Raw genomic sequence first — 13,525 nt, forward strand, 5'->3', positions numbered from 1 at the left:
TTCCGCAAGAACTGCTAAATTGTTAAAAAGCTCTTCTTAATGATCAAACGCTTCAAAAAACTTCTTGGCCGCTATCGAAATCTTGAACAGGTATATATCATTCCCTACCGCAGCTATGGCACCTTTTCGCATCTGTATCTAAAAGGAAGGGTACTCGATAACCAACCCCTCAAAATTGTCCAGGATCAGTCTGTTTTCAGCACCCTTAAAAATACATGGAAACAATTTGACAGTTTTGAGATTCCGCAGGCTGCATTAGAACTCCGAATTTCGGATAAGCTGAATATACAGACTAAAACCGATGATGAAGGTTATTTTCTTATAGATAAAACTCTTGAGGAAAATCTTTCGGAAGTAGCCTCGGAAGAAGGATGGATAAAATTCGATATTTTCTACCGGAATAAACTTGAATCGCAAACCAGCTTGCTCGAAGATCCTTTTAAAGGTGAATTTCTGATCCCGTCTCCCGAAGCCGAATTTGGTATTATTAGCGATATAGATGACACGATCATGCATACCGGCGTTACTTCCTTTCTGAAATGGCGTTTGTTGAAAAATTCTCTTTTAACGAATGCTTATAAGCGAATTCCGTTGAAGAATGCGGCCGATCTTTATCAAAAACTGCATTCAGGAAAATCGGGTAAGAACAAAAACCCTGTTTTTTATCTAAGTAACAGTCCGTGGAATTTATACGAATACCTGAAACTTTTTCTTGATTACAATAAGTTTCCAAAAGGCCCTATTCTTTTAAGAGACCTGCGCACACCTTTCGAAGCGGCGATAAAACCCGAAAAACCGCATAAACAGAAAGAGATCACAAACATTCTGAAAACTTATCCCGATTTAAAATTTATCCTTATCGGGGATAGCGGAGAACATGACGCTACTATTTATACTGATATTGCAGCGCAATATTCCGATCGTATCCTGGCAATATACCTAAGAAGCGTTCGGCATGAAAAGCGAATGAAAAGGGTGCAAAGTATCATCGATAATTTCGATACCGTGCCTGTGCTGATGGTAGAAAATTCCGTCGATGCTGAAAAGCACGCACGAAAAAACGGCTGGATAAAATAAAAATATCTTTGAACTACGAATTACGAACTACGAACTACGAACTCCAAATTAATCGTCAATACTCGTACCCACAGCGGCTCTTTGCTGACGAGGTGATTTTCTCGGCATGGTTCTGAAAATATGATCCCAAAGCGGCGAGGATACTCCAAAAGCACGGTCTGGCTCGCGATAATGATGGATGCTGTGATGATGCCATAGAGTTTTTAGGAAATTGTTAGGCACCTTAAAAGCGTGAACCGAATAATGTACAGCAAGGTAAGCCGCGTAACCTATCAAAAATCCGGCGAGAAATCCGAAAACGTAATCCCCCAGAACGGCGCGGTATATTATAAACAGAACGGTTGCGATTACCAGGCTCAGTACGGGTGGCATGGCAAGTCTGGATTTATCTTTGGGATAATCGTGATGCACGCCGTGCATAGTATAAGAGATTTTCTGTCTCCTTGGCGTAGTTGCAGGGATGTGATACAAATACCGGTGCATGATATATTCCACAAAAGTGAAAAAGAAGAGGCCGGCGAAAAACAGCAATACCATCATAGGCACCTCGAATCCTTTTTCAAAAATGCCATAATAGATCAAAGCGGCAGCGATCACCCCGAAAATGATCAGCGGGAGTGAAATATGAGTATGTGTTAATTTTTCAAGTATAGGATTATCAAAAAGCTTTGGTGATCCTTTATGTTTTGGTCTTTTAAATTTTGTTGATTCCATAATGCAATCTTTTTTAAAAAAGTCCGTGTAGTTCTCCGTCAATCCGGTTGATAATATCTCCCAGATCTTCAGGATTATTTACAAAGTTAATATTATCTACGTCAATTATCAGCAAATTGCCCTTGTCATAATCATGAACCCAGGCTTCATAGCGTTCGTTGAGCCTGCTGAGGTAATCTATTGAAATTGAATTTTCATAATCGCGGCCACGACTGTGAATTTGAGCTACCAGGTTTGGAATACTGCTTCTTAGGTAAATTAGCAAATCCGGTCCCTGCACAACGCTTTCCATAAGGTCAAACAACGCTTTATAATTTTCAAAATCCCGATTGGTCATCAGGCCCATGGCATGCAGGTTGGGAGCGAAAATATAGGCGTCTTCATAAATAGTACGGTCCTGTATGATCTTTTTACCACTTTGCCTTATTTGAAGGATCTGCCGAAACCTGCTGTTGAGGAAATAGATCTGCAAATTAAATGACCATCGCTCCATTTTATTGTAGAAATCCTCCAGGTAAGGATTCTCCAGTACATCTTCAAATTGCGGCTCCCATTTATAATGTTTCGCTAATAATTTTGTTAAAGTTGTTTTTCCTGCACCAATGTTTCCTGCGATGGCTACATGCATAATCTATATTTTATTTCCGGAAGGATTCGGTTGATTCTGGTCGAAAATTTAAAGGAGTAAATATAAGAGATTTCAGCTAAACCTCAGGGGAAAGATAGCTTCGGAATACGTTAAAATCTTTAAAAATCTTCCTTAGTTTCTATCAGAAAATATCCTGGAGGCAGGGCGCGCATTTCGCGAAAATCCAGATACAATCCACAAAATCAGTAAACATATGGAAAAATAAACCTATAAAAATAAGGCGGATAATACGATGTTTTACAAAGATCATCCCGGCGATATAAATGGTAATGGCAATTTCAGAATGCAGCGGATGAAAGCCAATACTGCAGCGATTTGGATCCAGAATGGGTGTTGCCCAAAGATGATCCAGATCTACCAGCATGGTCGCGATTAGGATCAGCCAGTATTTCTGCCAGTGCTTTTTGTCGTAAAGATAAGCGATACCCGCAGGCGCAATAAGATGAAGGAAGTAATGAACAAATTCCTGTAAGATCAAAATCAGTCTTTTTGCTGGTTATCTGAATTTTCCGGATAAAAACTATTATTTGGCTTTAATAATTTTTCAAGCCTTCTTTCCAGTGCAATATACCTCGAAATACCAACAACCATAAACAATACACAGAAAAAAAATGCGATATAGCCAATCCAGGTAACGTCTATTCCCTGGTATTCTTTTATTTGCAAAAGGGCAATGCCGCCAATTAACAAATAAAGGGAAGCTTTGATGTAAGAAAGCAGGGTGCGTTCATTGGCGAGTTTCGTGCGTTGTAGCGCCAGGTGCTCCCTTAACTGTTTTTCATCTATGATGCGGGTTTTAAACGGATTATGAAGTTTTACGTGTCTCTTTTTCATAACTAAAAAGGAAAAAAGATTGGAATTAAAAAGGATGCCGCGATCCAGATCAAAAAATTGAGCGGGATACAAAATTTTAAAGAATAAAAGCTTGAATCATCCATCTGTTTTAATGTAAAGGCCAAATGATTGGCACAAGTGTTAGAATTATAATTAATAATATGATGGTTAATGGTAATCCGGCTTTAAAAAAATCTATGAACCTGTACCTTCCAGGGGCGTAGACCAGGATGCATGAGGGCTCGAAAGGCGTAATAAGTGATACAGAAGCACCCAGCATTATAGCGATGGCAAAACTTCGTGGATCCACATTTAGCAATTCGGCAGTTTCTATAGCAATAGGTAAGATGACCAGGGCGGCTGCAGCATTGGACATTGGTTGGGTTAGCAGGATCACCAAAATCACAAAACCCGCAAGTATATATATATCACCAAATCCGCCCAGAAGGTTCATGATGTTTTCAGCCAGAAATTTGGAAGCTCCTGAATTATGCATAGCCGTACCAAAAGCGCTCATTCCTCCTATAAGAATAAGAAGTTTCCAGTTCATCAATTCATACGCCCGCTTAGCACTAATAGCACCGCTTATCACAGTAAGTAAAGCTGCGGAAAGAAATGCGATGGAAAGGGGTATAATTTGAAGGGATCCTAATATGACGGCTAGCAGGAAACTTAGGGCGGCGAAAAGTCCTTTTCTTTCTCTGAACATGGTTACCCGATGATCGCCCAGAATGGAAAAGTCCTGGGAGTTCCTAACGGCTTCAACTGCTTCTTCTGTTCCCTGAACAAGCAGAACATCACCAATTTTGAAATGAATATCCTGAATCTTTTCCGAGATTTTTCCGCGTAGACGGTGAATTCCAAGAACAATAAGGTTGTAATTTTGACGAAATTTTACTTCCTGCAAGGTCTTATCAAGAAGTCTTGACCCCGGGGTGATTAAAAGTTCCAGAAACATGATCTGGTCACTTTGGAGTTCACTGTGTGAGATCAAATCTGCCAGCACCTCTATGCCTGCAGATTCTTTGACCTTGATAAGATCATTAATTTTGCATTCTACAAGCAGGATATCATTTTTTTCAAGAAGGGTAGAATGGTCCGGTATAATCTCCATATTACCCCTGATGATTTTAAAGATATTAATTTCCATCTTTGCAAGATTGGAATTAAATGCCTGCTGCCCCACCAAATCTGAATCGCCTGGAATTATAATTTCCGAAAGATATTGCTTGAAATTATATTCTTCATCCAGGTTCACTCCTTTATGATTTGGTAATAATTTGTTTCCAAAGACTAACAGGAATATAAAGCCGGTGATAAATAAAATGAAGCCAATACCAAAAATTTCAAAAAATGAGACTGGTTCAAGGCCGACGGTTTCCATGTAACCACTTACGGCTACGTTTGTAGAGGTGCCAATAAGCGTGCAGGTTCCTCCTAAAATTGATGCGTAAGCAACAGGAATAAGTACTTTAGAGGGACTTAATCCCAGTTTTTTACTAATCCCTACCACAGGTCCCGTTACCAGCGCTGTTACTGTGGTATTGTTCATAAAAGCCGAAAGAGCTCCCGTAATGATCATGGTATAACCAATAAAAATTGTTCTGCTGGGTACGCTTTTAATCATTTTATCCCCAAGTTTGTTTAACAAACCTGTTTCTGAAAGAGCTCCGGAAATAACGAATATGGACGCGAGGATGATGATGAAATCATTGCTGAAACCCTCGAAAGCTTCTTTGGGAGTGATGATCCCGAATAATGCAAGTATTACGAGTAAGCCAATAGTGACGACATCTACCGAATATTTTTCAGAGGCGAATAGAATAATTGCCAATATCAGTAAAGAAATCACCAGAGCTATTTCCATAATGGATACGATTAGAGCTATTAAATATAGTTAAAAAGCTATTCGGTTAAAAAAAACTATATAGATCCCTTATTTGCTCCAGGTAAAATCTGAATAGAATCAAAATGCTGGAATTAGGATAAAGTCTTGTGGAATTAATCCTGATAACAGCAATTATTACTGGTGTTGAGCAGTCTTTAGTTCAATAATGTTACCAAAATAAAAGTTAGAAAAAAAGCAAAAACGGGAGCTATTCCCCAAACCGTGAAGAAGCGTTTCACCGTCTTATTTGAAAAAGTATTTTTAAATCCGTTTTTGCTAATGCTCAAAGCGATGAAAGAAGCCCCGTTCAATTGTACCAGAGAGGTAGGAATGCCTTTGGTAATGGATGCCAATAAGAGTAAACTGGCAGTGATCATTGCAATTATCGTGGCGTAGAATGGAGATACTTTCACGATATCCTTTCCGGTATTTTTTGTCACTTTGTGCCCAAGCAATGAGCTCCCAATGGCGAAACAGGGAGCTACTATCAACACTGATAAAATGATAATTGGCAGAAAATTCTGAATGGCCTCCTTTCCGATTTCATTGGCGGTCAAAGAGGCAATTGGCGCGGCTGCATTGGCAACATTATTTGCGCCAATTGAAAAAGCAACATACAGCGAAGACAAAATTAAAACAGCTTTTAAACCTTTGTGGTTCTTTAGATGTGAATAGTCATCAGTAAAAATTTTGTCTTTTAAAAAAGGGAAAACCCATTTTGAAAGTCCTAACATTATAAAAAAGGCGACAAAAGGCAGAAGTATCCAGGTAGGAATAATTTCATAGAATAATTTGTGCGTATTCAAACCATCCAGTGCGGTTGCCGCTCCTGCAATTGAAAGCACGGTTGCCTGACTGGTTGATTGTGGAACTCCAATCAAATTCGCGATAAGAAGCGATAAACCAATTGACCCCAGAATAATAGAAGTAATCAAGGGCGTAAAAAAGGAATGGTCTAAAAGCCCTTTTCCGAGGGTCAGGGAAACTTCTTTACCTGCGATCAAAGCACCTGCAAGAACCATGATCCCGAAAAGCCCGGGGATAAGTGATCTTTTTAAAACATTGGCTCCATAAGCCGCCGAAAATGATGGAGCTGTTCCACTACCTCCCATATTTATTGCCAGAAACATTGCTAATAAGAAAGGGATGGTTAAGGCGTTAAATAGTTCTGACATAATTCCTAGATTTTTGATTTCTTAAAGTCGATAGTATGATGGATGGTAAATCTTAAAATATGGCGGTTGTAAAAATCAACTCCTGATTTTTGTTGCTGAAACCAATTGATATAACCTAATTCAAAGCCGAAATTTTTTATGGGCATATACTGCACACTCGCTCCATATCTGTTTTGATCAAATACATTTTGGACGATTTCCCCGCCAATATTGATAAGAATTTCGTCGAAAGCTTTTAAAGTAAGGTTTTGAAAAGGGTAGTATCTTATTTCGAATTTGTACCGGGAACGGTTATTTCCGTACTTAAATGAGCCGTTGGGTTGTTCGAAAAACCGAAAATCACTCCAGTAGCGGTGGTGCAGGGATATTTTTTCTGATACATTTTGGGTATACGCTAATTCAAGCTGTGGCCGCAATTCGGTCCTGTTGTGAAAAGCTTTAATTTCAGGGTCGTGGGGAAGTGATTGCAGGAAATAAGTAAAGCCAAGACCTCCATTCCACCCTTTTCCAAGTTTCCTTTCACCAAATGTTCTTGATAGAAACTGATGCTGCCGCCAGGGAAACCAATAAGTCCTTTCTTCTATTTCCTGCCTTATTTGATAGTTATCATCGAGTTTTACTTTTAAGGAATAGCGTGTCCATAACAGATGCTGAGTTTCTACCTTTTTTTGGGCATTTAGAGCTATTGAAAACAGTCCAAATAGAAAAGTTGTAAAGACAATGGGCCTGATTTTCCACATAAGATTTCGAAAATTTAAGCGCCAAAAATATCAAAAACTATTAAACCTACCAAAATAGTAGGAGTTAAAAAAATGAAAAAAAATTATTTCTTTAGTTTTTCCTCTCTTTTAATAATGTCGGCAAGAGTGGCGGCTTTTAAGCGGTTTACAGTTTCATTACGTATTTCCATTGCAATTTGGCGAATGCCACAGGTTTCTTCGTCTATGCATTCTTCGCAACGTTCATAAAATTTATAAGTTACACAGGGAAGCAGGGCAATTGCTCCGTCAAACAGGCGCATAACTTTTGCCATATGAATTTCTTCAGGAGTGCCGTTAAGTGAGTAACCTCCGTATTTTCCTTTTTTGCTGTTAAGTATCCGAGCATTTTTGAGCTCTCTTAATATCGATTCAAGAAATTTTAGCGGAATATGCTGATCTTCCGAAATCCTGCTGACCGGTATAGGTTGTTCGTCCCTGTTCTTTGCGATATAAACCAATGCATTAATTGCATATTTTGTCTTTTTTGATAACACTCGCCTTGCTTTAGTTTGATTATGAATTCCTCTCTTTCAAAAAGATTTAACAAAATTATACATTAAGTTTTAATCTGATAAAACTGATACTCAGTATTGAAGCTGTAAAAGTAAATTTTTCAGAAAGGAAGTCGGCTAAGATCCACATTTCCGCCAGAAATAATTATTCCTGTTTTTTTATTTCTGAAAAGCTCTTTTTCTCGCAAAACCGCTGCGAGTGCAGTGGAGCTAGAAGGTTCCACCACGATCTTCATTCGCTCCCAGATGAGTTTTAAAGCCTGAAATATCTCTTCTTCTGAAACTCTGATGATGTCACTTACATTTTCCAGGATAATGGGAAAATTTTTATCGCCTAAATGGGTTTTTAAACCATCGGCCATGGTATTCGCGGTTTCATTGGTTTCTATTTTTCCGGTTTGAAGGGAGCGCCAGGCATCATCGGCTTCCATTGGTTCGGCGCCATAACATTTACAGTTCCTGCCAAAATATTTAACGGCCAGCGCTGTACCGGCAATAAGTCCGCCGCCGCCCACCGGACATACCACATAATCAAGATCTGGAAAATCCTGAAGCAATTCCAGCGCAGCAGTTCCCTGGCCATAGATAACGTCAAGATCATTAGAAGGATGAATAAAAGTCGCACCTGTTTCGTCCTGGATTTTATTGGCAGTTTCTTCCCTGTCTTTTAAGGTAGATGGGCACTCGGTAATTTTACCGCCGTAAGTGCGAACGGCAGCTTTTTTTACTTCGGGAGCAGTATCTGGCATGACGATATAAGCAGGAATGCCTATATTTTTCGCGGCAAGCGACAGCGCCTGCGCGAAATTTCCCGAGGAATGGGTGACAACGCCCTTTTTTCTTTTTTCTTCAGGAAGATTTAAGATAGCATTCGCGGCTCCACGCATTTTAAAAGCACCCATCCGCTGAAAATTCTCACATTTAAAATAAAGTTCCGCTCCCGAAATTTCGTCGATCAGTCTAGAGGTGAGGACGGGAGTACGATGTATAAAAGGCTGAATGTCTTCCTGAGCCTTTTTCAGAAGATTTTGAGCTGTTTCCAAGAAATCTTAATTTGGGCTGAAATTATAAAATCTCGCCCATTTATGCATATTATTTACGTTTTTCTATAATCGGGATGGTAAGCATGGGAATTTCAGCTTTCTTTAAAAGTTCCATAGACACGCTTTCCTGTAGTAAATTATGCAAAAAACTGTGTTTGTGAGTTCCTACAATCAGCAAATCCACATGCAGCTTCTGAGCCTCTTCCATTACCGTTTCCACAGTAGATCCCTGGATCAACAAGGCTTCCGATTTTATGTCCTCGCTGATGAAGTTTTTACAAATATCCTGGAGCTTGTGATGTTCCTCTCTATACTCCTCGGCTTTGATATCCCTTATGTACTGCGGCCCCGGTTCGTAGCCTACAAAATCGGGTTCGGGATCGGCAACATGCAAAACCCAGATCTTGGCCCCGAATTTCTGCGCTAAACCATCGGCATAAACCATCAGTTCACCAATACTGTCATTAAAATCTACAGCGACCATTATGTTTTTAATGTTTTCCATTTTTGTCCTTTTTTAAATTAATAACCATGCTCTTTCTGTACCTCATTTTTGAGCGCTTTTCCTTTTAGCATACGTTGGTAATTTTCTATGATCTGCGGCACAACCGATACAGGACTGGTTAAACTGGCGACATGGGGTGTAATATTGATTTTTGGATGTTCCCAAAAGGGATGGTCTTCAGGTAAAGGTTCTTTTCTAAAAACATCGAGAGCAGCTCCGGAAAGATGACCGTTATCGATCATTTCCAGAAGATCGTGTTCCACCAGATGTGCGCCTCTTGCAACATTCACGACAAATGCTCCTTCCGGAAGCATATCAAAGAGATCTGCATTAAGAATATTTTCAGTGTCTTCAGTAAGCGGAAGAAGACAAACCAGAATTTCACTTTGCTGTAAAAAATCTTCCAGCTGCTCCCTGCCATGATAACACGTAAAATCAGGGCAATCTTTCTCTGTGCGTGCCCAGCCATAAACCTGGAAGTTATTTTTATAGAGCTTATGGGCTACGGCGTTCCCGAGTACTCCAAGACCCATAATGCCCACCTTGGTGTCTTTGGGCCTTTTATACTGAAACCGATCCCATTTCTTTTCCTTCTGAATTTTGCTGTAATACGATAAGGAGCGCAAATGGTTCATCAACTGCGCCAGCACAAAATCGCTCAGGTCTTCGGTAAGCCTTTCGTCTACTACACGCGTTATCTGTACATTTTCAGGAAGCGTGGGATCACTGAGAATATGATCAACGCCTGCACCCATACTCGCGATCACCTTTAAATTAGGATAATTTTTGAAAATACCGCGTGGATGATTCCAGGTGAGCGCGAATTCAACTTTCTCTTTATCATGATCTTCAGGATAATTATATACCTCAATATCGGCATCTTCATGTTCAATAGCTTTTTTCCAGTCTTCGGAATTTTTTCCCGGTGAAATGATCAACAATGACATATTATTTTTTTTCTTGATTTAGCTCACAAAGGCGCTGTAACCGGTAATGGCACGCCCTACAATGAGTGAATTTATTTCTTTCGTTCCTTCGTAGCTGTAGATCGCCTCGGCATCGGCAACGAATCTCGCCACATCATATTCCAGCAGGATTCCGTTACCGCCCATGACTTCCCGTGCCTGACTAACGGTATCTCTCATTCGTAAACTGCAGTAAACTTTTGCCAGGCTCGCATGTTCATCTTTCAGCATTCCCTGATCCTGTAATTCTGATAAGCGGAAGCACAGGGTTTGCATGGAAGTCAGGTTGGAAAGCATTTCCACGAGGTGATTCTGAACCAGCTGATAAGATGCTATCGGTCTCCCGAATTGTTCTCTTTTTTTGGTGTATTTCAAAGCGCTCTCATAAGCTCCTCTGGCACAACCCACGGCCTGCCAGGCCACAGCGGCACGAGTCATTCGCAACACATTCGCGGTATCTTTAAATGAATTGGCCTTCTGAAGCCGGTCGCTTTCCGGAACTTTACAATCTTTGAGCGTAATTATGGCATTCTGAACGATTCTCAGCGCCATCTTATCCTTGATTTTCTCGGTTGTGAAACCGGGATTGTCTTTTTTCACCAGGAAACCTTTCACCTGATTTGAATCTAAATCCCTCGCCCAGATAATGGTGACATCGGCAAAAGTGGCGTTACCAATCCATTTCTTTTGTCCGTTTATTATCCAGTTTTCGCCATCAAACTTACAAGTGGTTTCCAGGCCTCCTGCCGCGCCGGAACCCACATTAGGTTCGGTAAGGCCAAAAGCGCCTATTTTCTCCATTTTCTGCATTTTTGGCAACCATTCCTGCTTTTGTTCCTCGCTGCCGCAGAGATAAATCGAACCCATCGCGAGCCCGCTGTGAACGCCGAAAAAAGTAGAAGTGGAAACATCAACCCTGGCTATTTCCTGCGCTATGATACCTTCCATCAAAAAGGGCAAATTAGGGCAGCCGTAACCTTCATAAGGCACTCCCACGATATTTAATTTCCTGAATTTTTCGATGATCTCAAAAGGAAACTGGTCTTTTTTCCAATATTCGTTCACCAGAGGCCGAATCTCGTCTTCCATGAAATTTCTCACCTTCAGCTGAAGTTCCCGCTGTTCTTCGGTGAGTTTCAGGTCAAGCTTATAAAAGTCCCCGTCGATGGGCGGGAGGTCGTGCTGACCTTTTCTGTTTTTGGTCTTCAGCATGCGCATTAGTCCTGCCAGTTGCTGGTCATCAAGCTTTCCCAGGGTTTTCATTGCATCGGCCAGATCAATTTTCTGGTTGATCTTTGCCAGCTGATCCATATCAACCGACTTTAATAATTTGACCGTATTTTTTACTTTTTGGAATAAAGACATAGGAAAATGTGCTTGGTGAGGCCTAAAAATAGGGATTTATTAAGCGCCTTCCTGTTAAGGTTTTCCGAAGAATAATAAAAAAGCCACGCTTTCACGTGGCTTTATAAATATTTTATTAATCGTTGATGGGAATGGCTTCCCTGACCTTTTCTACATAATCAAGCTTTTCCCAGGTGAACAATTCTACTTCTTTGGTGATTCTACCATTATACGGACTCTCGAAAACCTTGGTGACTTTTCGCGGTTCTTTGCCCATATGTCCGTAAGCGGCGGTTTCACGGTAAATCGGATTTCTAAGTTGCAAACGGTTTTCAATAGCTGCGGGACGCATGTCAAAAATTTCCCTCACTTTTTGAGCGATCTCACCATCGGTAAGATCGGTGTTTCGCTTACCGTAAGTATATACCGAAATAGAAGTTGGTTCCACCACACCGATCGCATACGAAACCTGAACTAAAACCTCCGGGGCTACTCCCGCAGCCACCAGGTTTTTGGCGATATGTCTTGAAGCATATGCCGCAGAACGGTCCACTTTCGAGGGATCTTTTCCTGAGAATGCACCACCACCGTGGGCTCCTTTCCCGCCGTAGGTATCTACGATGATCTTCCTTCCGGTGAGTCCGGCATCCCCATGCGGGCCACCAATGACGAACTTCCCGGTTGGATTGATGTGATAGATAATATCGTCATTGAACAATTTTTGAACATAATCCGGAAGCTGTTCCTTTACTCTCGGAATCAGGATCTCGATCATATCCTTTTTGATCTTTTTCAGCATCGCCTCATCGTCCTTGTCAAAATCGTCATGCTGAGTAGAAACTACAATGGCCACGATTCGTTGAGGTACATTATCGTCGTTGTATTCTATGGTCACCTGACTCTTGGAATCGGGACGCAGATAATCAATTTCTTTTCCTTCCCTTCGAAGTTTGGCAAGTTCGATCAGGATCTTATGCGAAATATCCAGCGCCAGCGGCATATAATTTTCGGTTTCGTTGGTAGCGTAGCCAAACATCATCCCCTGGTCCCCGGCTCCCTGTTCCTCTTTATTTCCGCGGTCAACGCCCTGATAAATATCCTGGGATTGTTCGTGAATAAGCGAGATCACACCGCAGGAATCACCGCTGAATTTATAAGCGCCCTTGGTATAACCAATATCATTGATCACATCACGCGCGATATTCTGAACATCGAGATAGGTATTGCTGCGCACTTCTCCGGCAAGAACAACCTGACCCGTGGTCACAAGAGTTTCACAGGCAACTTTCGATTCTTCATCGAATGCCAGGAAATTGTCTAATAAGGTATCGCTGATCTGGTCTGCAATTTTATCCGGGTGCCCTTCAGATACGCTTTCTGAAGTAAATAAGTAAGCCATTCAAATACTTTTTTTAAGTTATACGAATGGATAAATTTGACGTGAAAGGCTAATAGGAGTTCAATACTACTGCTTTAGCATTTTAGAATACACCTCTGGCATATTTAGGGTTGCAATCAGTCAAATCTGTCCCTTTCAATAATTCGGTTACAAATGTATAAAATTTAGCAGGATCGCAAATCGATTTAACGTCATTTTATCCTAATTTAAATATTGTTGATGGTAGGGGCGTTGCGCTTCGCCATAAAAATGGCTCGCGCCGGGCTCTCGCGACTCGCTTTTTGGTTTTGCAACCAAAAGAGCTCAAACAATTCGCTCCATCCCTAACGCAACTATTTTTTCAGATAAATGATAAAGACGGCCTTAAATTTTCATTATCACAACAAAAGCCTCAGAAAATCTAAATTTTAATAATTCTCATCAAATAGCTTGGAAATTAGAAAAGTCCGTTGTTATCTTTGTAATCGAATCAAAAGAAAAAATGATCACAACTATTTGCAATATGATGATGTGTATGATGTGGAGAAAATCCGCAGCGTCTTCTATTGCATGAGTTTGAAAATATAAAATTGCAATGAGCCGCTGCCAAACGCAGCGGCTTTTTTGTTGCGCTAAACAGAACTAAAAGAATAAAAAGAGATAAAATGAGATTTAGAATA

General features: G+C 40.6%; 14 protein-coding genes. 1 reads left to right on the forward strand and 13 read right to left on the reverse strand.

Going from position 1 to position 13,525, the window contains the following annotated elements:
- Positions 1-39 precede the first annotated feature (39 nt).
- Positions 40-1,077: an App1 family protein gene (locus C7S20_RS09425; protein WP_107012249.1), complete on the forward strand. Its 1,038-nt coding sequence runs from the start codon at positions 40-42 to the stop codon at positions 1,075-1,077.
- A 48-nt stretch (positions 1,078-1,125) separates the two neighbouring features.
- Here C7S20_RS09425 and C7S20_RS09430 read toward each other — a convergent pair whose 3' ends face one another.
- The 13 genes from C7S20_RS09430 to metK form a co-directional block, all read right to left on the reverse strand.
- Positions 1,126-1,791, reverse strand: coding sequence for a sterol desaturase family protein (locus C7S20_RS09430; protein WP_107012250.1), 666 nt, complete (start codon positions 1,789-1,791; stop codon positions 1,126-1,128).
- 13 nt (positions 1,792-1,804) lie between these two features.
- Entirely contained in the window at positions 1,805-2,419 is a 615-nt protein-coding gene (locus tag C7S20_RS09435; RefSeq protein ID WP_107012251.1) for a deoxynucleoside kinase, read from the reverse strand.
- Between the two features lie 142 nt (positions 2,420-2,561).
- Positions 2,562-2,918, reverse strand: a complete 357-nt coding sequence (locus tag C7S20_RS09440; RefSeq protein WP_341476521.1) for a DUF6122 family protein — start codon at positions 2,916-2,918, stop codon at positions 2,562-2,564.
- Positions 2,919-2,920: 2 nt separating this feature from the next.
- Positions 2,921-3,274 (reverse strand): DUF202 domain-containing protein, encoded by a 354-nt coding sequence (locus C7S20_RS09445; RefSeq protein ID WP_107014168.1) that lies wholly within the window; start codon positions 3,272-3,274, stop codon positions 2,921-2,923.
- 109 nt (positions 3,275-3,383) lie between these two features.
- On the reverse strand, positions 3,384-5,141 hold the full coding sequence (locus C7S20_RS09450; protein WP_107012252.1) for an SLC13 family permease: 1,758 nt from the start codon (positions 5,139-5,141) through the stop codon (positions 3,384-3,386).
- Positions 5,142-5,317: 176 nt separating this feature from the next.
- Positions 5,318-6,337, reverse strand: coding sequence for an inorganic phosphate transporter (locus C7S20_RS09455; RefSeq protein WP_107012253.1), 1,020 nt, complete (start codon positions 6,335-6,337; stop codon positions 5,318-5,320).
- 5 nt (positions 6,338-6,342) lie between these two features.
- Positions 6,343-7,077: a DUF2490 domain-containing protein gene (locus C7S20_RS09460; RefSeq protein ID WP_107012254.1), complete on the reverse strand. Its 735-nt coding sequence runs from the start codon at positions 7,075-7,077 to the stop codon at positions 6,343-6,345.
- An 83-nt stretch (positions 7,078-7,160) separates the two neighbouring features.
- Positions 7,161-7,592 carry an RrF2 family transcriptional regulator gene (locus C7S20_RS09465; protein WP_107012255.1) on the reverse strand — a complete coding sequence of 144 codons (432 nt, stop codon included), beginning with the start codon at positions 7,590-7,592 and terminating at the stop codon, positions 7,161-7,163.
- Positions 7,593-7,711: 119 nt separating this feature from the next.
- Positions 7,712-8,653, reverse strand: coding sequence for a pyridoxal-phosphate dependent enzyme (locus C7S20_RS09470; protein WP_107012256.1), 942 nt, complete (start codon positions 8,651-8,653; stop codon positions 7,712-7,714).
- Between the two features lie 49 nt (positions 8,654-8,702).
- Positions 8,703-9,158, reverse strand: coding sequence for a universal stress protein (locus C7S20_RS09475; protein WP_107012257.1), 456 nt, complete (start codon positions 9,156-9,158; stop codon positions 8,703-8,705).
- A gap of 17 nt (positions 9,159-9,175) precedes the next feature.
- Complete coding sequence (locus tag C7S20_RS09480) at positions 9,176-10,105, reverse strand: 2-hydroxyacid dehydrogenase (protein ID WP_107012258.1); 930 nt, start codon at positions 10,103-10,105, stop codon at positions 9,176-9,178.
- A gap of 18 nt (positions 10,106-10,123) precedes the next feature.
- Entirely contained in the window at positions 10,124-11,488 is a 1,365-nt protein-coding gene (locus C7S20_RS09485; protein ID WP_107012259.1) for an acyl-CoA dehydrogenase family protein, read from the reverse strand.
- 115 nt (positions 11,489-11,603) lie between these two features.
- Positions 11,604-12,866 (reverse strand): methionine adenosyltransferase, encoded by a 1,263-nt coding sequence (metK, locus tag C7S20_RS09490; protein ID WP_107012260.1) that lies wholly within the window; start codon positions 12,864-12,866, stop codon positions 11,604-11,606.
- Between the last annotated feature and the right edge of the window lie 659 nt (positions 12,867-13,525).

This window comes from Christiangramia fulva (genome assembly GCF_003024155.1).
Lineage (GTDB): Bacteria > Bacteroidota > Bacteroidia > Flavobacteriales > Flavobacteriaceae > Christiangramia > Christiangramia fulva.